Source organism: Pseudomonadota bacterium (genome assembly GCA_039193195.1).
Taxonomy (GTDB): Bacteria; Pseudomonadota; Gammaproteobacteria; order Steroidobacterales; family JBCBZW01; genus JBCBZW01.
Window position 1 is genome coordinate 122,476 of the sequence record JBCCWS010000010.1, and the last position, 26,458, is coordinate 148,933.

Annotated in this window: 16 protein-coding genes; 2 read left to right on the forward strand and 14 right to left on the reverse strand. The window is 63.7% G+C overall.

The window, feature by feature from the left end; all coding sequences use genetic code 11:
• Window positions 1–27 precede the first annotated feature (27 nt).
• The 3 genes from AAGA68_11270 to AAGA68_11280 form a co-directional block, all read right to left on the reverse strand.
• Window positions 28–8,352, reverse strand: coding sequence for a hypothetical protein (locus AAGA68_11270; protein MEM9385632.1), 8,325 nt, complete (start codon window positions 8,350–8,352; stop codon window positions 28–30).
• Between the two features lie 157 nt (window positions 8,353–8,509).
• Window positions 8,510–9,466 carry a glycoside hydrolase family 16 protein gene (locus tag AAGA68_11275; protein ID MEM9385633.1) on the reverse strand — a complete coding sequence of 319 codons (957 nt, stop codon included), beginning with the start codon at window positions 9,464–9,466 and terminating at the stop codon, window positions 8,510–8,512.
• Window positions 9,467–9,963: 497 nt separating this feature from the next.
• A complete protein-coding gene (locus AAGA68_11280) occupies window positions 9,964–12,180 on the reverse strand; it encodes a glycoside hydrolase family 3 N-terminal domain-containing protein (protein MEM9385634.1) in 2,217 nt (738 codons plus the stop codon).
• Between the two features lie 291 nt (window positions 12,181–12,471).
• Between AAGA68_11280 and AAGA68_11285 the strand changes: the two genes are divergently transcribed.
• Window positions 12,472–13,935: an MFS transporter gene (locus tag AAGA68_11285; protein MEM9385635.1), complete on the forward strand. Its 1,464-nt coding sequence runs from the start codon at window positions 12,472–12,474 to the stop codon at window positions 13,933–13,935.
• Window positions 13,936–14,010: 75 nt separating this feature from the next.
• Here the strand turns inward: AAGA68_11285 and AAGA68_11290 are convergent, their stop codons facing one another.
• The 11 genes from AAGA68_11290 to AAGA68_11340 form a co-directional block, all read right to left on the reverse strand.
• Complete coding sequence (locus AAGA68_11290) at window positions 14,011–15,051, reverse strand: DnaJ domain-containing protein (GenBank protein MEM9385636.1); 1,041 nt, start codon at window positions 15,049–15,051, stop codon at window positions 14,011–14,013.
• Between the two features lie 110 nt (window positions 15,052–15,161).
• A complete protein-coding gene (locus AAGA68_11295; GenBank protein ID MEM9385637.1) occupies window positions 15,162–15,635 on the reverse strand; it encodes a pilin in 474 nt (157 codons plus the stop codon).
• Window positions 15,636–15,833: 198 nt separating this feature from the next.
• Complete coding sequence (locus tag AAGA68_11300; protein ID MEM9385638.1) at window positions 15,834–16,253, reverse strand: secondary thiamine-phosphate synthase enzyme YjbQ; 420 nt, start codon at window positions 16,251–16,253, stop codon at window positions 15,834–15,836.
• Between the two features lie 175 nt (window positions 16,254–16,428).
• Complete coding sequence (locus AAGA68_11305) at window positions 16,429–18,171, reverse strand: vanadium-dependent haloperoxidase (GenBank protein MEM9385639.1); 1,743 nt, start codon at window positions 18,169–18,171, stop codon at window positions 16,429–16,431.
• 484 nt (window positions 18,172–18,655) lie between these two features.
• Window positions 18,656–19,480, reverse strand: a complete 825-nt coding sequence (locus AAGA68_11310) for a hypothetical protein (protein ID MEM9385640.1) — start codon at window positions 19,478–19,480, stop codon at window positions 18,656–18,658.
• 89 nt (window positions 19,481–19,569) lie between these two features.
• Window positions 19,570–19,851 (reverse strand): DUF427 domain-containing protein, encoded by a 282-nt coding sequence (locus tag AAGA68_11315; GenBank protein MEM9385641.1) that lies wholly within the window; start codon window positions 19,849–19,851, stop codon window positions 19,570–19,572.
• 10 nt (window positions 19,852–19,861) lie between these two features.
• Window positions 19,862–22,066 (reverse strand): TonB-dependent receptor, encoded by a 2,205-nt coding sequence (locus AAGA68_11320; protein ID MEM9385642.1) that lies wholly within the window; start codon window positions 22,064–22,066, stop codon window positions 19,862–19,864.
• 94 nt (window positions 22,067–22,160) lie between these two features.
• Window positions 22,161–22,619, reverse strand: a complete 459-nt coding sequence (locus AAGA68_11325) for a hypothetical protein (protein MEM9385643.1) — start codon at window positions 22,617–22,619, stop codon at window positions 22,161–22,163.
• Window positions 22,620–22,672: 53 nt separating this feature from the next.
• Window positions 22,673–23,065: a hypothetical protein gene (locus tag AAGA68_11330; GenBank protein MEM9385644.1), complete on the reverse strand. Its 393-nt coding sequence runs from the start codon at window positions 23,063–23,065 to the stop codon at window positions 22,673–22,675.
• Complete coding sequence (locus AAGA68_11335) at window positions 23,062–23,313, reverse strand: hypothetical protein (GenBank protein ID MEM9385645.1); 252 nt, start codon at window positions 23,311–23,313, stop codon at window positions 23,062–23,064. The genes AAGA68_11330 and AAGA68_11335 overlap by 4 nt, the downstream gene beginning before the upstream one ends.
• Before the next feature lie 95 nt (window positions 23,314–23,408).
• Complete coding sequence (locus tag AAGA68_11340) at window positions 23,409–24,710, reverse strand: serine hydrolase domain-containing protein (GenBank protein ID MEM9385646.1); 1,302 nt, start codon at window positions 24,708–24,710, stop codon at window positions 23,409–23,411.
• A gap of 101 nt (window positions 24,711–24,811) precedes the next feature.
• Here AAGA68_11340 and AAGA68_11345 point away from each other — a divergent pair, with 101 nt between their 5' ends.
• Window positions 24,812–26,296, forward strand: a complete 1,485-nt coding sequence (locus AAGA68_11345) for a LytTR family DNA-binding domain-containing protein (GenBank protein ID MEM9385647.1) — start codon at window positions 24,812–24,814, stop codon at window positions 26,294–26,296.
• The last annotated feature ends 162 nt before the right edge of the window (window positions 26,297–26,458 follow it).

Sequence of the window (26,458 nt, forward strand, 5' to 3'; positions counted from 1 at the left end):
TCGGCCGGGCTTTCTTGTGCGCCCAGCTCATGGCACCAGCTTCACGCTGACGTTGTCGATCAGCACATCCGCCAGGCAGCCCTGATCCCCACTGCAAATCGCCACGAGCTGCAGCGTGATACCGCGGGCCGGATCATCCCCTACCGTTGCCGTGTAGCTGAAGTTGGTCCAGTCAGCAGGCGCTGTCTGAATGTCGTCGATGGTCTGGGGAAACACCCCGTCCCCAGACTGCTCGGTGAAGAACTCGACCACGAACTTGGGGCCAGCCCCAGCGAAGGTCGCCTTCATGTCGAGGGAGATGCTCACCGTGTCGCCGGCCATCACCGTGCCGACGGCGAGGAACTCCTGCTTGATCACCGGGTTCTGCCCAGGGCCTGCGATGAGATTGCCCGAGAAACTCCCCTCGCTCGCGTCCATATCCTCGATACGCAGCTGACCACCGTTGTCGAAGAGCGTCCAGCCGTCGAGGGTGCCTGTCTCGAAGTTCCCGTTGAGCGTCAGCTCGTCGGGGTCTGCGTTGTCGTCAGTCGCTTCGCCCACGTCGATATCGTCGAAGTAGTACATCTGCTCGCCAACGTCAGCGCCGAGCGCACCGAAGTTGAAGAAGATGGAGATCTTCGAGTAGGTGGCAGCTGGATCGAACTGAGCCGTTCCCGGTACCTGGTTAGCAAAGTCAAATACCAGCGTTTCCCAATCATTGGCCACGGTGGTGGACGCCTCAGCCTCGACAGAGACGTTGCCATCTTCCGCATTCTCGATCTTCATTCGCACCGGAATACCCGCTGCCGGCGCGAAGACCCGCACCGTCATGGTGGTCCTGAGCACATTGAGCGGCAGGCGGGGCACCGAGTTGCCCTCCAGGACGCCTACCGTAGTGCCCGCGGCCTCGAGCGCCGTGTCCGTGCGCACCGACAGGGCGACCATGTTCATGCCGCCGGCCGGATCGTTGGTGATCACCGAGGCACTGCCGTTGAAGTCGGCTAGCGTGTAGTTCACCTCAGGATCATCGAAGGTGATCGCGGCGAAGACCTCTGCCGGCGGCGGCACATCGTCCGCACCACAGCCTGCGGAGGTCGGCGCGATGTCATCGAACTGGAAGGTCCAGCTGTCAGGATCGCCCGCCGCGTCGCCCGCGACGCCGTTGTCAAAGATCAGGGTGAGCCCGGTGATGTTGCCACCCACATCGGCGAAGTCGAAGCACAGCTCCTCCCACGTGCCGCTGCCGCTGTAGAGCGCGGTCCGCTCCATATTGAGCGGCTCTAGCTTCAGGGTCACCTCGACCTCGCGCTGGGCGCGCACTTTCATCAGGTACGAGTCTCCGCTAGCGAAGGAGAACGCGTCCCCGAGCAGGTATGTGCTGCCTGCGAAGGTCGCCCCGGCGAATTTCTGCATCTCGCCGACGAAGTCACTGGGGTTGATACCGCTCGCGTCCGGGTTGGAAATGACTGTGGCGACGCCACCCTCGAAGTCTGCGAAGTTCGCCTCGCCACTCTCGAAGTCGACGGGCTCGACCATCGGCAACGGCTCCGGATCGGGCGGCGGCTCGCCACACTCGTCGACCCGGGTAATCTCGTCGTAGAAGAAGGTCCAGCTGTTCGCATCGCCTCCCGCGTTGCCCGGCACACCGTTGTCGAAGATGAAAGTGATCGCGTTCGGCCGAGGGCCTGCCGTGTCACCGGTGAAGTCGAAGCACAGTTCCTGCCAGGCGCTGCCGCCGGGGTGTAGGACCTCTCGCTCGCGATTGAGCGTCTCGAACTTGAACAGCACGGGCACCGGGCGCGCCGACCATACCTTCATGGTGAAGATCTCACCGTCCGAGAAGTCCACAGAGCCGGCGCTCAGGGTGCTACCACCGAAGGGTTCGCCAGCAAACTTGCGCATCTGCGCCACCTGCGGCGTGGTGTTCAAGCCCGATGCATCCGGATTACCCACAACTTCCGATACACCGCCACCGAAGCCTGCATCCGGACCAAAGTCGTAGCTATCGGGCGCATCTTCGAAGGTAATCGGGAACTGCGCTAGCGGGCAGGACTCGATCTGCTCGATCTCGTCGTAGTAAAAAGTCCAGTTTTCCGCGTCGCCGTCGGCGTCACCCAGCACGCCATTGTCGAAGATGAAAGTGATAGCGTTGCTGCGCGGACCGATCGTGGTGCCGCCAAAGTCAAAACACAGCTCCTCCCAGGTGCCGCCGCCAGGGTGGTTGACCGTGCGTTCCTGGTTGAGCGTCTCGAACTTGAACAGCACCGGGACCGGGCGCGCAGACCAAACCTTCATCCTGAAGGACTCGCCCGCGTCGAAGTCGACCGAGGCGCCTAGAGAAAGGGTGCTGCCTGCAAAGGTCTCACCGCCAAACTTCTGCATCCGCACCGTCTGCGCGGTTGTGTTCAGCCCGCTCTGATCAGGGTTCGGCACCACCAGGGATACGCCGCCGGCGAAGCCCGCCTCAGGACCGAAGTCGTAGCTGTCCGGTGCGGCCTCGAAGTCGATGGGGAACTCTGCCGGGGGACCGCAATTGTCGACCTGTTCGATGTCGTCGAAGAAGAACGTCCAGTCATCCGGGCTGCCCATGGCATCGCCTACGGTGCCAAGGTCGAAGATGAAGGTAATCGCGTTGGACGGAGCACCGCCGAGGGCTGTATTGGTGAAGTCGAAGCAGAGCTCCTCCCACATCCCGCTGCCACTGTGGTTGAGTGCGCGCTCCTGGTCCAAGCCTTCGAACTTGAACAGCACCGGAACCGAGCGCGATGCCCAGACCTTCATCCGGAATGCTTCCCCACGGGTGAAGTCCACGTCCTCACCCAGGCTGAGCGTGCTGCCGGCGAAGTCCTCGCCTTCGAACTTCTGCATTTGCGCTACCTGGGCACTGCCGTTCAATCCGCCGGCCACGGGGTTGGGAATCACCGTGGATACACCGCCTTCGAAGCCGGCTTCCGGCCCGAAGTCGTAGGTGTCCGCCGCGGCCTCGAAGTCCACCGGGAACAGGCCCGGCTCACCCATCTGCGTCGCGATGGCGATATCGTCCGCGAACCAGGTTTGCAGGCCAGCGTCCGTACCCTCGATACCGAAGTTGAAGAACAGCACGACCTTGTCGTACGTGGCGTTCGAATCGAAGGCCGCGGTATTCGCCACGGGGTTCAGGAAGTCGAAGGTCAGCGTCTCCCACCCATCGGCGAGAGTCGTGGTCGCCTCCGTCTCCACCGAGACCATCTCATTGGTCGAATCCTCGATCTTCAGACGAATCTGCGCACCCGCCTGCGGACCGTTCACGCGAACGGTCATCTGCGGTGCCACCGGATCGAGGTCGATCACGCCAACGGACTCGTTGTCACCCGTGAAGATCACGGTGCCAGCGAACGACTGAGCCATGTTGCTACGGTTCACGCGCAGCACCATGCTCGAGGCGTCTACCGGGTCCACTACGAGCGCAGAATCCTCCGCGCCCTCGAAGCCGCGCAGGGCGTAGGCCAGATCGGGATTATCGAAGGTGATGGTCTCAAAGACCCCTCGATCAGCGACGTCATCCTCGTCTTCCTCCGCCGGGCACGAAGTGGTTTGTTGGATGTCGTCGTAGTAGAAAGTCCAGTCATCGGGGTTGTTCGCTGCGTCACCGACCATCCCCAGATCGAAGATCACAGTGATGCCTGTGACCGCCTCGCCATTGGTCATCCCCGAGAAGTCGTAGCAGAGCTCCTGCCACACGGCACCGCCATCGTGGTCGTCGGGGCGCTCCTGGTTGAGCCCCTCCAACTTGAACAGCACCGGTACGGTGCGCGGCGACCACACCGTCATGGTGAAGGCCTCGCCTTGCGTGAAGTCGACGCCTGCGGGAAGCGGCAGCGTGCTGCCCCCGAAGTCCTCGCCGGCGAACTTCTGCATCTGCACGACCTGAGCGCTCGTGTTCAGGCCGCTCGCCACGGGGTTGTCGATCACCGTCGCGACGCCCCCTTCGAAGTCCTCGAATTCGAAGTTTGCGGGGTCGCCCTCGAAGTCGAGGGTGGTCGGACCTTCTACACCGCCGTCGTCGCCGTCGTCACCGCCGTCATCGTCCTCGATGGGGCATGAGGTGGTCTGCCGAACATCGTCGTAGTAGAAGGTCCAGAAATCAGGATCATTTGCGGCGTCACCGACGGCGCCGAGATCGAAGATGAAGGTGATACCAGAGACCGGATCACCTGCCGTGGCGCCGGCGAAGTCGTAGCAGAGTTCCTGCCACTGCGAGCCACCAGCGTGAGCAGCCGACCGCTCCTGGTTGAGGCCCTCGAGCTTGAACAGCAGGGGCACCTCGCGCGTCGACCACACCCTTACCGTGAAGGCCTCACCGTTGGCGAAGTCGATGCCCTCGGGCAGCTGCAGGGTGCTGCCGCCGAAGTCCGCGCCGGCGAACTTCTGCATCTGCGCCACCTGGGCGCTGGTATTGATGCCACCGGAAACGGGGTTCTCGATCACCGTCGAGACGCCGCCATCGAAGCCGCCATCGGGGCCAAAGTCGAAGGCGGCGGGGTCTCCTTCGAAGTCGACGTTGGTGGGGCCGACGACGCCGTCGTCGCCATCGTCTCCGCCATCGCTGGCTGCACCCACCGCGATGTCATCGGCGTACCAGGTTTGCGCGCCGACGCCGGCGCCTTCAGCGCCGAAGTTGAAGAACAGCACGATCTTGTCATACGTCGCATTCGGGTCGAAGGCGGCCGTGTTCGCCACTGGGTTAGAGAAGTTGAAGTTGAGGGATTCCCAGCCGTCAACGATGGACGTGGTCGCCTCCGTCTCCACGGACACGGTCTCGTCCGTCGAGTCCTCGATCTTCAGGCGAATCTGTGCGCCCGCAGCGGGGCCGTTGACGCGCACGCTCATCACAGGGGCAGCGGGATCGAGTTCGATCTCACCAACTGATTCGTTAGGCAAGGTTGAGATTACCGTACCCGCGAACAGCTGCGCCTCTGCCGATCGGTTGACCTGTAGCACCATGTTGGCGCCGTCGAGGGGGTCGACCGCTAGGCTCGAGTCCTCTGCGCCTTCAAACCCGCGCAAGGTGTACTCGACGGCAGCATCATCGAAGGTGACGGTCTCGAAGCCGGCCCCCAGTTCGCCATCGTCCTCACCCTCGTCGAGGGCCACGGCGATGTCGTCCGCAAACCACGTTTGCGCACCTACATCGCCGCCTTCCGCGCCAAAGTTGAAGAACAGCACGATCTTGTCGTAGGTCGCACTCGGATCGAAGGCTGCCGTGCCCGATACCTGATTGAGGAAATCGAAGGTGAGCGTCTCCCAGCCGTTGGCGACGGTCGTGGTCGCCTCCGTCTCCACCGACACGGTCTCGTCGGTCGAATCCTCGATCTTCAGGCGGATCTGTGCGCCCACCTGTGGTCCGTTCACGCGCACCGTCATCTGCGGCGCCATGGGGTCGAGGTTGATCGCACCGGAGGATTCATTGTCGCCGGTGGAGATGACCGTGCCCGCGAACAGCTGAGCCGCCTCGCTGCGGTTCACCCGAAGCACCATGCTCGAGGCGTCGACCGGGTCCACCACGAGGGAGGAGTCCTCAGCACCCTCAAAGCCACGCAACGCGTAGGCGATATCGGGATCATCGAAGGTGATCGTCTCGAAGGCCGGTCGATCGTCCGCGCCGCCGTCATCTCCATCGTCGGCCGAGCACGAGGTCGTTTGCTGAATGTCGTCGTAGAAGAAGGTCCAGTTGTCGGGGTCGTTCTCAGCATCGCCGGCATTGCCAAGATCGAAGATCACCGTGACACCGGTCACTGGGTCGCCGCTGGTGGCCCCAGTGAAGTCGTAGCATAGGTCCTGCCACATGGCACCGCCGTCGTGATCGGCCGAGCGCTCCTGGTTGAGGCCCTCCAGCTTGAACAGGACCGGCACCACGCGCCGCGACCACACCTTCATCGTGAAGGCCGGACCGTTGGCGAAGTCGATACCCTCGGGCAGCGCCAGAGTGCTGCCGCCGAACACGTCACCTGCAAACTTCTGCATCTGCACCACTTGAGCGCTGGTGTTGATGCCCTCCATCGCAGGGTTGTCGACCACCGTCGACACGCCGCCAGCGAAGTTGTCGAAGACGAAGCCGGCCGGATCACCCTCGAAGTCAAGGCTGGTGCCATCGTCTGCACCGCCATCGTCCATAGCGTCGTCGCCGCCGTCGTCAGCGCCGCTGCCGACCACGTCGATGTCGTCAGCAAACCAGGTCTGCGCGCCCACGTCGGCGCCAGAGGCACCGAAGTTGAAGAACAACACCACGCGGTCGTAGGTGGCGGCAGGATCAAACGCGGCTGTGCCTTCGGCCTGGTCGAGGAAGTTGAAGGTCAGGGTCTCCCAGCCGTTAGCAACGGTGGTAGTTGCCTCAGTCTCTACGGAGATCGTCGCGTCGGCTGAGTTCTCGACCTTCAGTCGAATCTGCGCCCCGGCCTGGGGGCCGTTCACCCGGACGGTCATCTGCGGCGCCATCGCGTCGAGGGGAATCGTGCCGACCGTTTCGTTATCACTGGTGGAGATCACGGTGCCAGCGAAGGTCTCTGCGGCATCGGAGCGGTTGACCTGGAGCACCATGTTGGCGCCGTCAGCCGGGTCTGCCGCTATCACCGAGTCCTCGGCGCCGCCGAAGCCACGGGTGGCGTAAGTCAGCGCCGGATCGTCGAAGGTGATGGCGTCGAAGTTGCTACCGCCGCCATCGCCGCCGTCATCCTCGGCACCGACCACGGCCACGTCGTCGAAGAGGAAAGTCTGCGCGCCAGCCTCTCCGCCGGTGGCGCCAAAGTTGAAGAAGATCGCCACCCGGTCGTAAACCGCGGCGGGGTTGAAGGCGGAGGTGCCCTCAGCCTGGTTCAGGAAGTTGAAGGTGAGCGTCTCGAACTCGTTGGCGACGGTGGTCATCACCTCCGTCTCGACGGAGATCGCCGGATCGCCTGAGTTCTCGACCTTCAAACGCACTGGGATACCCACGCCCGGGGAACGTACTCGCACCGTCATCTGCGGTGCCATAGCGTTCAAGGGAAGCGCACCAACAGTCTCGTTCTCACCAGTGCTCACAACGGTGCCCGCGAAGGTCTCGGCGGCGTCGGAGCGGTTGACCTGCGCGACCTGGCTGCCCGCATCGCCTGGGTCGGCGACTAGTGTGGAATCCTCAGCACCGCCGAAGCCCCGCAACGCGTAGGCGATGTTGGGGTCATCGAAGGTGATGGTGGTGAAGCTGGGACCGTCGTCGCCATCATCCGGCTCATCGCCACAGGAGGTGTCCTGTTGGATGTTGTCGATGAAGAAGGTCCAGTTGGCGGAATCGTTGTCTGCATCACCGAGCACGCCGTTATCGAAGATGAAGGTGATGGCGTTGCTCGCAGGACCGGCGGTGCTGCCGCGGAAGTCGTAGCAAAGCTCCTCCCAGACGCCGCTGCCGCTGTGCTCCAGCGTGCGCTCCTGGTCGAGGCCTTCGAACTTGAACAGCAGGGGAACGCGCCGGTCTGCGCGCACTTGGACCTTGAACACCTCGCCTTCGCTGAAGTCGACGTTGCTGCCGAGGCTGAGCGTGCTGCCACCGAAGGGCTCGCCGGCGAACTTTTGCGAGCGCGCGGCCTGCGGGCTGGCGTTGATGCCACTGGTATCGGGGTTGGCCGTGACGATGGTAACGCCGCCCGCAAAGCCGGCACCTTCGCCGAAGTCGAAGTTCGCCGCGTCACCCTCGAAGTCGACACTGAGCGCACCGCCGGCGCCACCGCCGCCGCCGACGTCATCACAGCTGGAGAGCTGCTCGATCTCATCGAAGTAGAAGGTCCACGCGCTGGGATCGTTGGCAGCGTCACCGACGACACCGTTGTCGAAGATGACGGTGATGCCCGTGTCTTCGGTGCCCGTCGTCCCGGCAAAGTCGAAGCACAGGAACTCCCAGCTCGCGCTGCCGCTGTGATTTTCCGTTAGTTCGACGTTGAGCCCTTCGAACTTGAACAGCATGGGCACGGGGCGCTCAGCCCAGACTGCGACGCGGATGGCCGTGCCGTCCGCGAGGTCGATGTCCTCGTTGAGCGCTAAGGTGGTGCCGCCGAAGGGCTCCGCAGCGAACTTTTGTGCCCGCGCTACCTTCTCACTGCCATTGACCGCGTCGGGCCCCGGGTTGTCGACAATGGCCGTTGAGCCACCGGCGAAGTCCATGAACATCGCAGCGCCGCAAGCGTCCTCGAAGTTGATGGCGCTGTCGCAGTCGACGACCACGTCGTCACCGGGCCCTTCCGCGGCGGGCGTCCCCGGGATGGACTGCTGGCCCTCACCGGTGCCGAAGCACCCAGCTAGCAGCGCGTAAGCAAAGGGTAGAAGATAGATACCGCGGGAGAGCCGCGCGTTCGCCGGAGCCTTCATAGTCTAATCCCTAGTCGTACTTACTTTTTTATTATTTTTGTTAGTTATGGGCGTGACCAGTAAGTCACGCCTGCCTAATCCGTAGGCCGGCCCGGAATGACAGCGCTGTCAGACAATCATGACAATAAACTGTCAAGGCGAGCGCCCGCCGCAACGTTCAAGACTCGCCGGAGTACACCCGCACGTAGTCCACTTCCATGGTCACCGGAAAGGCCGTGTCGATTGTCGGCGGTCCGGGGAAGCTGCCGCCGACGGCGACGTTAAGCAGAATGTAGAACGGCTGATCGAAGGGCGCGGGGAAAGGTGCGGCCGTCGACGACCAGGCATTCTGCGTGGCATAGAGCACGTCATCGACGTACCAGCGGATCTCCGTCTCATCCCACTCCACTGCGTAGACGTGGAACTCCTCAGACACATCCGTAGACGGCGTGTAGGTCTCTGAGGTGCTTAGGTTGCTCGGAAACTCACCGCCGAAGTGGATCGTGCCGAAAATCTCGTTGCCGCCCGTGCCGTCGAGATTGACCGCCTCCATGACGTCGATCTCGCCGCTGGCCGCCCAGTCGCCGTAAGGGCTGTCCTGGCCGAGGAGCCAAAAGGCCGGCCAGATGCCTTGGCCAGCCGGCAACTTCATGCGCGCTTCGATGCGCCCGTAGCGTACGGCCACACGATCGCGCGTGTTGATGCGTGCCGAGGTGTAGTTGTAGCCGTTGCTGGACTCGCGGCGCGCCGTAATCTTGAGCGTGCCATCGCTTACCTGGGCACTGTTGGGCAGGTACCACTGCAGCTCGTTGTTGCCCCAGCCGACCAAGCCGTACTGCGAGCCGTCGCCGGTCTCGAAGAACCAGGTCTCGGGATCTACACGGTCGCCGTCGAACTCGTCGCTGAAGATGAGAGTCATCGCCCCGCCCATGGACACCTGAGCGTTGTCGAATAGCTTGAGCGTGGGGCTGTTAATGTTCTCGTTGTCGATCGCGCTGTCGTCGACCTCGGCGACTACCTCCAGGCGATCGACCTGGGACAGCGGCGCCTCACGGTCTCCGTTGCAAGCGGCGACGCCGGCGATCAGCGACAGCAAGATGACTCGCTGCAGCAATGCAGATGAAGCTCGCGTCATGTCCCCCCCGGGAGTTCGCAATTTCGCCGGCGCTCGATGCTACGCGGCATTGATTTGTTGTGTGCGCAAGAAGTAGCAAGAGCTGACAACGTTGTCAATTTATCCAGTGTTCGTCGATTCCACACGGGGAAAGGCGCGATACACAATTCGCGTACTTCGCCACCGGCACAGCGCTAGGGCTCCTGTCCGCAATCCCCGGAACCGGCTGTTTCCTAACGCAATCTCAAAACAACCTGGCACCTGGCGCACCCAATGAGACGCGGCCGACCTGGGCCGACAAATGGCGCATCCACGCGGCGCGGAGGGAGAACAGTTTCACACTTCCTTCGCGCGCAATAAGCGAGCGTTCTGTGAAGTCGCGGCACCAATGGGGGTATTCCGATTACTGAATTCAATAGCTTGCTGGGTGCGCAGGGCGCGTGTTGCTTAGCGATACAGGCGCCCACTCGAAGGACGCTGGCCCTCGTGTAGAGCCACATTCGCTCGGCGTCGGGCGCCTAGTGCTCCTCGAGCCAGAAGCCCGCCTGCAGGGATGCCTGGGCGTCGCCGCCAACCCAAAGATGAAACTCGCCGGCCTCGGTCCGTCGTTGCTGATCGCGACCGTAGAAGGCGAGATCCTCCGGCGCCAAACGGCAGGTGATGCGGCGGCGCTCGCCCGGCGCGAGGCGCACGCGCTCGAAGGCTTTGAGCTCACGCATCGGCCGCGTCACGCTACCCACCAGATCGCGCACGTACCACTGCACCACCTCCACGCCCTCGTGAGCGCCTGCATTTTCGAGCTCAACGCTCGCCACCACGTCATCTCCCAGACGAACTCGGTCTTGCTCCAAATGCAGATCGCGGTAGACGAAGCGCGTGTACGAGAGCCCGTAGCCGAAGGGAAACAGCGGGGTGTAGCCCGCATCGAGGTGAAAGGACGTCATCCCCAAGGATAGCTGCGGCGCGTGAGGGTCGATGTCGTCGATATGCACGATACTCTGCGGCGTTGGCGGCTTACCTGTGTTCTTCTGCGAGTGGTAGATGGGCACCTGGCCCACCATGCGCGGGAAGCTCGCCGGTAGCTTGCCACTCGGCACCGCGTGGCCAAACAGCAGCTCTGCAATCGCCGGCCCCGCCATGGCGCCGCCGTGCCACGCGATCAACAACGCATCCAGATGCTCGACCACAGCGCCCAAGGTCAGCGGCCGCCCGGCCATGACCACCCCGATCACCGGTCGCTCGAGCGCCGCCAGGCGCTGCACGAGGGTGGCCTGGGCGCCGGGCAGATCGATCTGCGCGCGGCAGTGAGCCTCGCCGCTAAGGATCGCCTCTTCACCAATGCACACGACCACCGCATCAGCCCGCTGTGCAAGGTCGACGGCGGTCTCGATGCCGCTCACATCTCGCTCCCGTGAGGTGGCTAGCGCCGCCTCGTAGGTGACCTCCACCTCATCGCCCAAGAGCTCGCGAAGCGCCCGCAGTGGCGTAACGCTCATGGAGGGATCTCCATCGAAGATCCACGTGCCTAACTGATCGTGTACGGCATCGGCGAGCGGCCCGATCACCGCGAGGCGCTCGAGGCTCTGCGCGTCCAGGGGCAACACGCCGCCTTCGTTACGCAGCAACACGGCGCTCGCAAGCGCCGCACGTTTCGCCACGTCGAGTGCGTCTGGCGCACCTGGCGGCGGGAACTTACTAACGTCTGTGTAAGGTTGCTCAAAGAGATTCAGGGAGAACTTCAGAGCGAGGATACGGGCGACCGCCTGATCGATTAGTGACAGGGGGACATCACCTTGCGCGATCAACTCCTCGAGATGCTTGACGTAGGCATCGCCGTGCATCTCCATGTCCACGCCGGCCGTCATTGCCTCCCGCGCGCTCTCGCGATCGTTGACGGTGAGCCCATGAATGGCGAGCTGGCGGACCGAATCCCAGTCGCTCACGACCAGGGCTTCGCTGCCCCATTCCTCGCGCAGTACGGTGCGTAGCAACCACACGTTGGCACTCGCCGGTACCCCATCGATATCGCTGAAGGAGCTCATCAGTGACGTCACGCCTGCCTTGACAGCGGCGCGGAAGGGCGGGAGGTAGACATTGCGCAGCTCGTTCTCGGGCACGTTGGTGGCGGCGTAGTCTCGCCCTCCCTCCACCGCCCCGTAGCCAGCGAAGTGCTTAGCGCAGGCGGCCACGCTGCCAGGCGTCCCCAACGCCTCCCCCTGATAGCCCCGCACCATCGCCGCGCCGAGCGTCGCTGCGAGCGTAGGATCCTCTCCGAAGCTCTCCGCGATACGCCCCCAGCGTGGATCGCGAGAGACATCGAGCATCGGCGAGAAGGTCCAGTTCACGCCACTTGCCGCGGCCTCCCGAGCGGCGATCCGCGCCGCCTCCTCCACCAGCTGCGGATCCCAGGTAGACGCTTGCGCCAAGGGAATCGGCATCACGGTCTTGAAGCCGTGGATCACATCGCGGCCCATGAGCAGGGGAATCCCGAGGCGACTCTCCTCCACGGCCCGACGCTGCATTTCGTTGACTATATCAACGTCTACTTCGTTGAGGACAGACCCCACTCGCCCCTCGGGCAGGGCCCAAGCGAGATAGTCGTGCAGATGCGCCTCGCCGGCGTTGATCTGATGCAGCTGCCCAATCTTCTCCCCCAGGGTCATCTTGGCGAGGAGCGATTGAACGCGCGGGTCGTCGACCTCGACCCGGGAGGGCAGGGAGCTGAAGCGGTCCATGAGTTACTCGAGAGCGTGCCGGATGGCGGATACGGCAACGCACCATGCCTATTGTGTCGTGAGCGCCCCGTCTGGTCCTTCTAGCAATGATTGACAACGCTGTCAATTTCGAGGAAAACTGCGTCGATAAATTGCGTGGAATGAAACCGGGTGGACGCTTAAGGCCCAGGACCAAGCCGCCCCCAAACCCAAACCAGGGCTGCTTGCCAGTCAATGAGCGGCCGTCGGGACCGCCCTTTCTGTCCCGCTCTTCCACCTCTCAAATCACAACCACAATAGAGTGCACGCGACATGACGGGATCAGACGTAGCAACGGCGGGCAAAGTCCCCTTCGGCTCGAAGGTGGCCTTCGGCGTGGGCATGCTCGCCAATCAGATGTTCCCAGCGGTAATGAGCATCTTCATGGTCGCCCTGGTGCAGGACCTTGGGTTCCCCGGGTGGATGTGGGGAATCATCTTCTTCCTTCCGCGCGTGTTCGATTCCATCACCGATCCGATCATGGGGTTCATCTCGGACAACACGCGCTCGAAGTACGGTCGACGACGCCACTACGTGTTCGTGGGGGCCCTCATCATGGGCGTCACCTTCATCATCATGTGGCAGCTCTATCGCGATAACTCCCTAAGCTATAACTTCACCTACTTTCTCTCTTGGTCGATCCTCTTCTACCTTGGACTGACCATCTTCAGCGTGCCCTACGTTGCCATGGGCTACGAGATGAGCACGGACTTCCACGAGCGCACAAACATCATGGCGGTGGCGCAGTGGATTGGTCAGTGGGCTTGGGTAATCGCGCCCTGGTTCTGGGTGATTATGTACGACCCCGCCTTCTTCTCATCGGGCGATGCCGCCGTGCGGACCCTATCGATTTGGGTTGGGGTGATCTGCATGCTCTTCGCTATGGTGCCGGCGCTGTTCCTCAAGAGCGAGTCAACGGTCGATCGAACCGACTACCTACCCCTCTCGATGGCCAACGTCAGCGGAAGCCTCAAGGAGATCTTCGACGGCTTCAAGGAGGCGTTTACCTCCAAGCCGTTTCGCCAACTCTGCATCGCTACGTTCTTGATCTTCAATGCGTTCAATACGGTTGCCGCCTTCTCCTTCTTCATCGTGGTTTGGTACCTGTTCAGCGGCGACGCGGAGGCCGCGGGCGTGTGGCCAACCCTGTTCGGGAGCATCGGCGCCCTAGTCACTACGTTCGTCGTCATCCCCACGGTCACCTGGATGTCGAAGCAGATGGGGAAGAAGCGAGCCTTTATCCTGTCGCAAATAATCTCGATCTTCGGCTACATCTTGCTGTGGTTCCTCTTCATACCTGGCAAGCCCTACATGTTCCTGTTTGCCCTTCCCTTCTTCTCCTTTGGCATTGGCAGCCTCTTCACGCTCATGATGTCGATGACATGCGACGTCATCGACCTAGACGAGTTGAAGACGGGCAAACGACGCGAAGGCGTCTTCGGAGCGATTTATTGGTGGATGGTGAAGCTGGGCTTCGCCTTCGCGGGTGGACTTAGTGGAGCGATTCTATCCCTGGTGGGCTTCGACTCTAGCGCCGCAGTGCAAACGGAGGAAGCGATCATCGGGCTGCGCGCCTTCTACTCGGGTATGCCCATCATCGGCACCAGTATCGCCATTCTGGTCATGCTCAAGCACGAGGTGACCGAAGCGAGTGCCCAAGAAGTACGAACGGAATTGGCAGCCCAGAAGGCGCAGGCGAGCCCGGGTCCGGCGGCGCCAGCCCCATCCCCGGCGTGAGCCGCAAGGCGATGGCCCGCCGTAGCCGCGGGCTGAGCGGCAGATTTGGTCGCGTGCCTTAGCCTTACCTTAGCCTTAGGCCTCGGCGCAGACGAAGGTGCCACGGGTGTGCTCGAAGCGAGCCGTCAGGAACTTTAGGCCTGCTCGCGCCGGCCCATCATCCGGCACTGCATCCGCATCACGTCGGTGAACGACCTCGCTGACCGCGCACACGCTCGCCCCTTCAAGGCGCACCACGGCACCCACGTCGAGGGGAGCATCGCAGGCGACCAGGGCACCGTGCGGTGAGAAGTCACACACCGTTGCTGGAACCGCGGGCCCGGGCCAATCCAGCCGCAGGCTCACCTGGGAGTCCCAGTCGAGACGGACCGCATCGCGCCCCGTCGCCGGTGAGTCCGCCGCACCGGGCGGCGCGCTCAGCGGACTCTCGCATACGACACAGCGGTGTTCGCATTGAGTGTCCGACAGGCCTTGGGCATGGGGCGTCTTGCAGAACGCGCAGTAGCGCACGATCAATGGCGCGTAGCCCGAGCAGGCGCGTGCCGGTAGCTGATCGTCCAGCGACCAGGATTCGTGTTCTGGCCGCCGGCGAGTCACCGAGGGCGGCGCGTAGGTGCTGCCCTCATCCCGCGGTAGTGGCTCTGACAACCGCGTCGCCGTATCGTAGGCTCGGCGCCTTCCCGGATCGCCCAACACCGCGTACGCCGCCTCCAATTGCGCCAACTCATCAGCGGTCGCCTGATCGAGCAAGGCTCGGTAACTGGCTTCGATGATGGGAGCGCTGGCATCACGCTGAACCTGTAGCACTCGGTAGAGGTTGCGCCGATTCTCCCCCTCGCTAGCGGGGGGCGCTTGCCCGAGACGATCCGCTCCGCCCTGGCCGACCACCTGCACGCTGTAGCGCGCCAAGAGCTCCCGGTCGTACTCGGCGCGTTGCTGAGGATCGCGTAGGGTCTGCCAGGCGAGGTTTAGGGCGGCCGCGCCGCGGTCGCTGCCGCCGAGGTCTGGGTGCATTGCGCACTTCTGCAGCAGCGTGCGGTAGTTGGTGCGGATGACATCAACGGGCGCATCAGGCTGCACCTGAAGCAGGCGGTAATAGTTGCGTCGCTCTTGCATAATGAGTGCCTGGTACTGCCGTCGCGGTTCGTCGAGACTTATCCCCTAATGGTGCCTCGCCCTCCGCCGTAGCGGGCCGACGCGGTTCACACGCCAGGCCATCAGACCGGTCATTGATCGAACAGCCGCTCCCGACAGTTGCTGGGCACATACTTTAGGTTGCGCTCGGACATCTGATCTTGCCCACACCGCCAGTTCACCACACCTCCGACGATCACCGGCTCTAGGCCGATCTCGATCTCACCGTCGATGCCGAGCGCGTCCTCATCGAACTCGATCTCGATACGCTGGCCCACGTGCCAGTCGAGAGACTCGACGTAGGGGCTTTGCACATCCTGAACGAATCCCTCGAAGGTCTCTTGCCCGTTGCTCGGCGGTAACTCGCCATACATAGCGACATATTCCGACACGGCCACCTTCGCCGCTGCAGCGATCACTACCCCTTCGGTCACCTTGGCACGGATCGCATAGGTCTGTACGAAGCTGGTCGCGATCGAAGAAAGGATGCCAACGATCGCCACCACGATCATCAACTCGATCAAAGTGAATCCGGTCTGCGCTCCGCGCGAAATCTGCGTTTGCATCGGGGATGCCTTACCAATGAACACCTGATGCAAAAGTTAGCTTACAGGATTCTTCAGGCGCAAACGTACCCATCTGAAGACAGTTAACACATGGCATTCTGAGAGGTTCATCACACGGGCTCGAGCAAGCGAGCCACGTGTATCACAAAGCACCTTGGATCAGGCTACACCCCTCGGTACGCTCCGCTGCCCCAACTATCAACGATAGATGGTTACGGTCAAACGGCGCTCGTGGGCGCTGGTGCGATGCTCCCAAAGGTAGAGCCCCTGCCAAGTGCCGAGCACCAAGCGGCCTTGCAGGTCGAGCGGAATCGTGAGCTCCGTGTGTGTGAGCACGCTACGCACGTGGGCAGGCATATCGTCTGGACCCTCCTCCGTATGCAGATACAGAGGATCACCGTCCGGCGTCAGCCGTTGCATGAACGCCTCGAGATCTCGCCGCACTTGCGGGTCGGCGTTCTCGCAGACCATGAGCGATGCGCTGGTGTGCTGAACGAACACGTGACACAAGCCAGGGCCCTCTCCCTGCGCGCACACCAGCTCTGCGATCTGCTCGGTAACGTCTGTGGTACCGCGCCCCCGCGTGCTCACCATCACCGTATGTTGCGTCACGCCCATCGCACCAACGCCAGTCTTCTTTCCAAAATGCAGTTTGAGACTCCCTCATGCACCAAGCAAGAGTTGGGCGCAGCATTTGCAATACGAAAAAGGCCACCGGCGCGAACGCCGGCGGCCTCTCGTGATGAGCGAAGTGTCGCCGGACTCAGGTACTGAGACGACGCTTGGCTGCTTCCTAGCCGGGACCGATCACACCGTTCTTGATATTGATGGTCACGCCGTCGAAGCGGGTCAGGGTGAAGCCGTCGAAGTTGTCTTCGTTCAGCGTGCGCGACTGATCCTGCAGCAGCGCGATCGCCTGCTGTTCACCAGTCGCGAGACCCTCGATGCCGTCCTGACGGTAGTGCACGCCCGCCGCGTCGCGGCCGATGGCCACGTTGTTGGCGAGCTTGTTCAGCTCATTGCCCACGGTAAGGGTGTCGCCTGTCCAGGTATCGAGCGTGCTGCCGTCGGCGGTGGAGACGACGGGGTTCGGAATCACGAAGCTCTCGTCGAAGAACGCCTTCAGGACAGTCACGCATGCACCGGCGATGGTGGCATGGCCGGCTGGGTAGGACGGGTGGGTGGGTGAGCCTTCCGTGTAGGCCTGCGGGCAGAAGTACGTACCGTTACGCGAGAAGGTCTCGGCCACGGCCGCCGAGTTCAGCAGCTCATGGTTCAGCTCGTAGGTGCGCTGACCGGTAAGCTGCATGTGCACGCGACCGCCGAGCGCTTCCGGACGCAGGAAGCGGTGCACGCGCCACTTCTGGAACCAGGCTCCGGTAAGGGACAGGTTACCGGCCTTGCCCACCATGTCGATCACGTGCGGTCCACCGAGCGCGGTGAAGTTACCCTGGTTGGCGATCGCCGAACGGTAGGGGTTGCCCGGGTCCAACGCGCTGGGGCCGTAGCTCAGCAGAATCAGGCAGGCGTGGAGGTAGGCCTGGTAGGTCACGTCACGGTGCACGTACTCGGACAGCGCACGGTTGTCGTTGATGTAACGCTTGGCGCCGAAGTTGATGGTCTCCAACGGGGAGCCGCCGCGCTGCACGTTGAGCCAGTTGGCCTCGTCGATCATGAAGTCGACGCCCGACAGGCCCGCCGCATACTGCTGAACCACGTCGACGGGACCGAAGCTGAACGGCTGCCAAAGGAACTGGCTGATGTACGGACCGATCAGGTCACCCGGGGTTTCGCCGCGGAACAACGTGTCCGGCGTGATCAAACCGCCGTCTGTCGGACCAGGGCTCGAGGTGAGGTTGTTGAGGTCAGCAACGGCGTTGGCGATGTTCATGCTCACGCCGTACTCGCTGAAGGGCACGTCACGGGTGAGCGCCTGCCAATACACCTCCGCCTGTTCACCGGCGATGGCCGTGCCGCGGAACGTGTGCGACGGCTCCATGCGGGTCGCGTGGCTGTCGATACCCTCAAGCTCGTACTTGAAGGCACCTTGGGGGTTGGCGAGCTTGCGGCCGGCGGTCGGGTCGAGGGGGATCGCATCGAAGTCCGCTTGGGCACCGCTGCGCATGGCGGCCACCAGGGCCTCGAAGGCCGCCGGGTCGACTTCACCGAAGTTGTCGTGCGGTAGGCACTTGGTGAAGCTGGCGTAGTAGTTGTCGTTCTCGTAGCGAGTTTCGTCGTCGTTGTCGAACTGCGTGCCCGCGAAGAAGGTCTTCTGCCGTTGCTGGTTGGCCGCCTGAATGCGCAGGTTGGCAGCCGCGCCGGCACGACGGGTGGACAGCAAATCCGCGTCGATCGACGGGTCGATGTCGCCGGGATTGAAGTCATCAGCAGCAGCAGTGCCAGAGGCGCCTACTGCCAAAGCGCCGGACGCTAGCGCAACGCCGGAGCTGGCGCTGAGCTTCAAAAACTGTCGGCGGGGGTTGTCGGTGTGGTCTTCCGGGGCCGTCGTCGTGTCCGGCTTCTTAGAGTCGGTCATTGGAGTAGTTCCCTCTCGTTGTGTGATATGCACGCTCATCCGGGCGCCTTTTCTTCCTGGGTCGCCTCGGGTGACTTCCTGTGTTGGTCGCCGGCTGCGATTTAATAGAATCTCGGCTTCTTCCGAGCCGTGTGTATAAGTTCGCAGTTATTGAGCGTTCTCTGACTATTCGCAGAACGCTGAGACGTGTCAACACCGTGTACCCGTGGCGCGATAGGCGGATTGCGCCGCCGCAAGTCCTCCAACCGCGACGGCACACTTAGAAGAGCGACACATACCCATGAGATCGTTCACGTTATCAGCGAAGACCCCAAGTGCTCATGGGCCTTTCCGACGAACGGAATCCAGGAGCTCGGCCGCGGGAGGCCGGCTCATATACGACGTAATCCGAATGCACATCGGAGGCCTACGAGAGGTGCCCCCGCAGACTTGAGCCGGTTAGAACGTGTCGAAGTGCGCACGAGCGGGTCGCGATGCCGGGGCATCACTCGCGGTACACAATCTCCCAGTCGACTACGCCTCGATCCGTGTTCAGGGCACCGAGAAACCCCTGCGCCGTGTTGTAGATCGTGACGTAAACCGGACGCTCATCGATGGTGGTGACAAGTTGGTCCTGGAAGATGCTGTAGCGCACGCCGTTCGTGCGCTTGCCCTCGGGGTCAAGCACGCTGCTCGTGCCGTCAGTGTTGAACGTCATTTCCGTCAGCGTGCCCGTACTACGCTGCAGCAGCGTGAGCTTGTGACCGGCGACGAGGTCGCGAAGTCGCCTACCGGAGACAGGCTTGATCCCACGTGCATCAAGGTCCGTTGTGAGTATCAACGGCAGCGCTCCTCGATCGCGGGGAATCAAGCGCCAGCGCACCTCATCACCGTCGCGCAGGCGGTGTGCGTAGGTGGCCTTGCCCACCTGATAGATCTGGAAATCGAAGCGCTCGTCTTCGAAGGTCGTGCTCACGCGGTCGTGGTGCACCTTGTAGCGGGCCGTCGTGGCGATATGCTGCTCACGCAAGGTGGCAACCCCGGCCCTGATCGCGCCCCTTGGGCGCAGCAGGCGCACACCCGAGGGCAGGAAGACGGAATCGAAGCGCTGCCTCGAGGTCAACTCCTCCCAAAGCAGCGCGTTGCCCACCACGAGTTCTGCGAGCGCCTCGCCCGCAAGCGGCTCGAAGCCACGCCGCTGGAACTGGCTCACCGAGTGGGGCGCCGCCAGGGCCGGCAACGCCAGGCTGAGCAGGAGCGCAAGCAGCGAAATCCTTCGCCATGGCCCTGCGATCCTGCGACCGCACGCCCGCCCAATCCATGCGCTCATCGACTCTCGTCCCTCGACTTACCTGTGTTTTGACGTAACGGCACGGATGCGGCCGCGTTGACCGCACCCGTCCCATGCAGGCTCCTAGTCTACTCGCTGACCTGCACGCCCGCCCAGAAGGCGACCCGATCGCGAATCTGCTCGGCCTTCGGCTTGGGCGCCGGGTAGTACCACGCCGCATTCGGATTGGTCTGCCCGCTTACCTCCAGCGTGTAGTAGCTGGCCTCGCCCTTCCACGGGCAGTAGGAGCTGTGCGTACTCTCGCGCACGTACTCCTGCCGTAGCGTGCTCAGGGGAAAGTAGTGATTCCCCTCCACCACCACCGTGTCATCTGACTCGGCGATGACCTGGCCGTTCCACACTGCCTTCATTCACCACTCCTCAGCGATCACCAAAGGCCCACTGTACCCGTAGCCAGCCGTTGCGGCCCAACGCCGGCAGTCGATTCCCGACAGTGGCTGCGCCGCCGCCTACGCGGTTGAAGCCCGAGGCCGCAGAGGCATAGAAGTGGTCTAGTAGGTTATCAACGCCCCCCATCACGGTGATGCCCGACCGTCCCTGCCAACGACCGCTCAGACCGAAGACCGCGTAGCCCGGCACCGCGTCGTTGTCGCTGCGCGGCTCGTTACCCACGATCACCTCGGAGATCCGCTCCTGGGTGGCCGCCGCCGTCATGTCGAGGCCCAAGGACCAGGCGGAGCGCTCCCATGCGAGCCGCAGGTGGCCGTTCAGGGGCATGATCCGGAACAGGTCATCCGCGATATCCCGACGCTCACCGCGCACGTAGCTCAGGTTGCCATCGATGCGCCAGTGCTGCGCGAGGCGCATGCCGAAGGCCATATCCGCGCCGTAAAACTCCGCGTCAACGTTGGCGAACTGCAACGGCGTCGGGTCGCCATTGGCATTGCCGCTGACGGCGACCACCGGCATGTCCGTCGTGGCGACACCCTGGATGAAGTCATCCACCCGTCGTACGAACACGCGTGGCGATGCGTAGGCACGCTCGCTCTGCCAGGCCAGGCCGAACTCCGCTTCGTAGGACACCTCGGGCGACAGGTCGACATCGCCGACGTAGTTGTTCAGATCGCCGAGCCCTGAGTTGATCTCCAGGGGAATCCACAGGAAGCGCTCGATGTACGACGGCGAGCGCACCTTGCGCGCGAGGCCCCAACCTATCGACAGGTCTGCGGACACCTCGTAGTCTGCCTTGAACACCACATCCACGTTGTTATCTGTTGCCGAGCGCGAGCCTTCGTTGAATCGGTTGCGCAAGGTGAACACAGCGAAGGGCGGCGTGCCAGGACCGAACATGCCTGCATCCACGAGCTGCGCGGGCTGTGCGTCCACCTCGCCCGCCTCCATCGACACGTTGGCGTAGCGCACGCCCGCCTCGATGCCGACGCGTGGCGCCACCAAGCCCTGCCATTGGGCGAATACGGCTACCGTGTCGCTGCGCGCGTTGTTGAAGTTGGTCACGAAGAACGGTGGCACATCCGGATCGCCCACCTGCGCATCGTGCTCCTCGAGCCCGCCGTCCGTACCAATCGTGAGCGTGCCGCCCGCCGCGTCCATCAGCGCCGCCAGGCGCCAGTTGACGCCACTCGCGGTGGCGGCCACGAAGCGTCGGTCCTCGTCCTGGAAGGGCGGCAGGGTGAGCTGACTGAAGTCCGGCGGATTGCGCAGTTCGAAGTTATTCATACGGTGGTCGACATCGATCACGCGCACCCGCGCCTGCAGGGTCACCGCGCCGGGCGAGAACTCGACGCTGAGGGTGAAGCGGTCCGTCTCGAAGAACTCGATGTCGAGGGGCAGCACCGGGTTGCCCGAGTTGCCCGTGTCCGTGCGCAGGTAATCGATAGCGATGAAATCATCGTCGTTCAGGCGCAGCCCGTAGCCGATACCCACCGTGTCACGCTCGTAGGACGTCGCCGCCAGGTCACCGCGCCCGGACCGCGCGTCGTTGGCATCCTCCATCGCCCCAAGTACGTGCAGGCGATGGCGATTGTTGCCCGCGGCGATGAAGCCGGAGAGATCCGTCGACTCGTTGGCCGTTGCACCGCCCGCGCCGAAGCGCCCCTGCAGACGGAAGTCCGCAGACTCCGTAAAGGTGCTGGTCACGGTACGTGCCTCCACCGAGCCCCCGATGCTGGTGCCGGCGTCCACGGGCGCGATGCCCCGCTGGACCACCAGCGAGTCCACCAGGCCCGAAGGCAGGTAGTGCAGCGGCGGGTCCATCCAGTTCGGACCGCCACTGACGATGCCGAGGCCGTCGATCGCCACGTTGACCCGCGGCCCGAACATGCCGCGGTATTGGGCCTGCATACTCAGCGGGCCATTGTTGTTGGCCGTTGCGCCCGGCACCTGGCGCAACAGGAAGGTAGGGTCAGCGCCCGAGAAGGCGACGGCGTCCGTCACGTCGTAGCGGTCGTCCCCCTGGGCGCGATCGAATACGGTGATCTCAGGGATCCGCTGGCTCTGGGCAGCGGCGCTGACGCCGAGGGTGAGCACCGCAAGGCTTACGAGCCACGCAGGGCTAACCGCGCGCGGGCGCGCCGTAGCGCCGCGCGAAGGTGCAAAGTTCATCATGCGTTTATTACTCCCGATAGGCACATGGCAGCTGCACGGCCGCCAGTGCACGAATCGATCTCGTCGAAGACGAGATCACGCCAACTTGTCGAACTCAGATGAGTCCGACCGGGGGCGCTCGGGAGTGGTAGGTGCGCAGGCGTGCGACGCTGGGTCGCGTGACGCGCAACGCGTGCAAAAAGGGGGTCGACGCGGGAGCGGGACCGAACGCGAGACGTTGCGCGTGGTGGGCGTCCGCAGAGAACCCCGACAGGTCGCACTGCGCGTAGGAGGCGTCTGCGTCCGCCGGGTCGTCGACCGCGGAGGCGGATGAGATCCCGCCCCCATGATGGTGAGCGTGGGCACCGCTATCGCCCGCGCCCGCGCCGTCGAAGAGAATCTCCAACACTTCGACGGCGACGCCGTCGGGGCACCACTGAAGGTACCAGCCGTCGTCCGCCACGCTCCCGGGCATGTAGCCTGCCGGTACGGCCACGCGCAGGCACATGGCGAGGACCGCCAGGGCCTGCATCGTGCGGCAGCCAAGGGAGCGAGCGCGATTCATGGCGTCCATGGTACCGCTCGAACGCGTCGATGCCGAGCCCGCTGCCCCTCTCAACTCAAGGCCTACCCGGGAGCGCGATCCGGCAGCACGAAGGCCTGACGGGCAAGCGGGCTCGCGAGGCGAGCGGACGAATACCAACGCGACAACAGCCCCCTATGGGTAAGCTGCGGATACTGCTGGAGAAGTGCTTCCGCGCTCGCCGGCACTTCCTGCACCATGCATTCGCGGATCAGCGCCAAAAACGCCAAGGTGATGGTGGCGTTGAATCTCTCGGGCACACCTGAGCGCGCCGCCAAGGCGCGTGCGCCGCGACCAAAGCGGGCGGTGGCCTCGAGAAACTCGTGTCGCTGCAAAAGGTCGAAGGCCACCCGAACATGGTCCTCGTGGCTGAACTCGTCGGGCGCTAGGGTGCCTGCCTCGAAGCGCGCACACAGCGAGCGGCCGTCGCCCCTCATGGTGCCTCACCCTCGTGCAGCCGATGACTATCGTCCGCCGTGAGATCGAGGTCATAGACCTCGCGCAGCTGCGCGATCTTGCCCAGCGTGACGTCGCTGAACGGCGCCTTGCCTTCGAAGCAGTGCAGGGTCATGCCCTCCAGCAGATCGCCCAGACTGATGTCCAAATGCTCAGCCAACCCCTTCAAGACCTTCAACAAGCGCTTCTCGATGCGTACGCCCGTTTGCACTCGCTCGACGCGTTTCATCGCTAGTCTTCCTCGGCATCCAGCAATAGGGTCGATGTTATCTTGGTACATTGATAACATCAACTGGCATCGATACCGTGGAGTCAGGACGTGGCCTAGGGCTGCCTGGCGAAGGTGAATCGCACCTCGCTACGTGGATCTCGCTGGCGGCAGGCCATCGTGGCACCGCCCTCGCCGGTGAACTCACACAGCCAGTCGTAGATCGGTAAGTACCACGCCCCGGCCCGGGTTGGTGCGAAGGCCGTGCGCAGCTCATCGTGCACCCACACGAGATGGCCATCGCTCGACGGGACCAGCGCAACGCGCCATGCGAACTGCTCGCCGAGGTACGCCCCGGCGAGGCGTTGCGCGGCTCCTGCGTCGACTGTGTCCGCCAGGTCGGCCGGCACCAGCTGCGCGGCATCGCCCGCGTAGAGGCGGGCAATGTCTGGCGTAAAGGACGCGGGCCAGCCGGAGTTCGATGACAGGGTTAGGACCGTGAGCTCCAGGTCCGGATCGAAGAAAACCTGCGCCAGCGCCCCCGGTGACCGACCCGTCACCAGCACCGGCGCAGTCGGCGGCGGAAACAGCCGCTCGCTGACTTGTGGCGAAACCAAGCGGCCGTGATAGGCATCGAAGAACAATCGGAACACGTCGTCGGCGGCGCCGTATAAGGATCCGCCGCCGATTCGGTTCCAGACGTGGTACGTCGTCGCCCGCGCGCGTTTGCCGAACTGTTCGCCAGGCGCGTAGCGCGAAGCCATCCGCGGCACGAGGGCAAACGGCCCTTCGTGTCCAAGCGAGGGGTAGTCGGCCAGCTCCTCGCTTAGCAACACGCCGTAAGGCACACCCGAGCGCCGCTCCAAGATCGCGGCGAGGAGTGCGTAGCCGCCGTTCGAGTAGCGCCGCTGCGTACCGGGCTCGAAGTCGAGCGGCATGGCCGACAGGCGCTCAACGATCGCCTCTAGCATCATCGTTTTGGTGGTGTCCATCCACGCGAGCGAGTTCGTGTGGGGAACGCCCGCCTGGTGCTCGATGAGCTGCGCCGTGCTGATGCGCTGCCCGTGCGCGAACTCGGGCAAAACCTCGGCCACCGGCGCGTCGAGGTCGAGTCCCCCCCGGTCGACGAGGCGGGCGATGAGCACCTGCGTAATCTGCTTCGACAGGGAAGCGATACGAAAGCGCTGCTCGGCATGCATCGCCACGTCCAACTCGTAGCTCGCCTTGCCGAACGCGCCTCGGTACGTGATCCCCTCGCCCTCGGCGATCAGCACGACCCCATCGAAGGCTGCCGCATCCAGGTAGGGCTGAACGTACGCCTCGATAGCCGCCACAGCCTCTTCGGCGGGCACCGCGCCTGCCGACTCGAGCAACGCCACCCCACACGCGACGACTGCCACCGACCATCTCTGCATCATGCGCTCTCCATCGGCACCCCATGCGCCTGCTTCACCCGCGATAATCTGGCGCGGCGACACCGCGCGCTACCGATCCGCCGGCTTCTGGGGCGAACGACACGATGGATGACACCAACGACTCACCGGAACACACGCGATGGGCGACGATAAGTGGGGGGTGGCCCATCCTGTTGTTGGCCCTGAGCCTAGCGACGGCCTGGCTCACGTTGGATCTCGGCCCCGAGCGCTACGTGCACCCTGCTTTGCTCGATGTCGAGGTGGCGCAGGCGACAGGCGCTCACCCACCCCCCCAGCACAGTGCCGCTTGGGAGCGAGCACGTTGGTGGGAGCTCAGCCACCTCGCGCAGGCGCGCTGGCTGCGCTTTACCCTCGATCGCCGGGACCTGCGGCTGACCGCACCCGCCCTGGCGTTGTCAGGTCCGTTCTCGGCACAGGTCTTCGTCGATGGTCAGCTGCGTGGCAGCAAGGGGACGCCTGGACGCTCGGCGGCAGCGGAACAGCCTGGCCCCATCGACGCGGCAATCAACCTCGATCTCCCAAAGACCGAGCGCGCGGTAGTCCACATCCGGCTTTCCGCCTTCCATGCGCGATACGAACCGGCCCGTCAGTTCCATGCCCTGGGCCTGCGCAACGTCACCGACGATCCGCGCCGCCGTCCCGACAACTACCTGCTCGGCATGACACAGGCGGGCCTGCTCCTCGCCCTGCTGGTGCTGTTCGGCGGCTGGGCCCCGCGCGACCCGCCCGCCCGTTGGGTAGCGCTAGCGGCGGCGGCGGCCCTGGTCGCCTTGAGCGCCGAGTGCTGCCGCATCTGGATCAACTACCCCTACCCCTGGCAGGGCGTGCGCCAGGGCGTCGTCTGGGCCGGTCTGGCCGCGTGCGGCCTCGCCCTCGCCGCCTACGTGCGCAGGCGATTCGAGCTGCCCGTGCTCCCCATTGCGATCGGCGCCGTGCTGGTGCTCATCACCTTCATCGCGCTCTCGGGCGCCGACGTGCGCACCGCCTCAGGTATCGCCGCCAGCCTGGCACTGACGCTGGTTCTGCTGGGCCAAGCGCCGAGCGCGCAACGCAACGAAGCCCTGCGCTTCGCTGCGCTGCTGCTCCCCTGGCCTGTCATCGCGCTCACAAACGCACCGGCGTTTCTCGACAACGCCGCCTACCTACTCATCTCCTTAGCAATCTCGCTACTCGCCATAGAGACGCACAACCGCGTCTCCCGTCCTGCAGCTGGGCCGACACGGGAGCAGCAAACCGCTCAGCGGCAACCCGCGTCCCTCGCCCTCGAGGGACAGCGCCTCGCCCTTCGCGATGTGGTCAGTTTGCAAGCCGCCGGCAACTACGTGGAAGTGAGCCTATGCGATGGGGCGCGAGGGTTGTACCGGGCATCGCTAAGCGGTGCGATCGAACAGGCCCCGAGCGTCCTCCTTAGGGTGCATCGCTCGTACGCCGTAAACCTGGACCGCGCGCGACGTCTGCGCTCTCGTAAGGGCAGCCGGTACGCCCTGGAACTCGATGACGGCAGCGAACTCCCCGTCGGTCGCAGCTTCGTGACCGCCGTACGCCATTCACTGTCCTCGCGTAAATGAGCGGACGACGTCTAGGGCTCCCTAGCCTGGATTATTCATGAGCCAAAAGAGAAGAAGGCCCTCGATGTGTTAGAAAGGTGTTACGACACAGCACTTTCGGACACAAAAAAGACCTTCCAATGGACGACGTTACCACAGCGCAGGGTGCACTGTTCAACACAG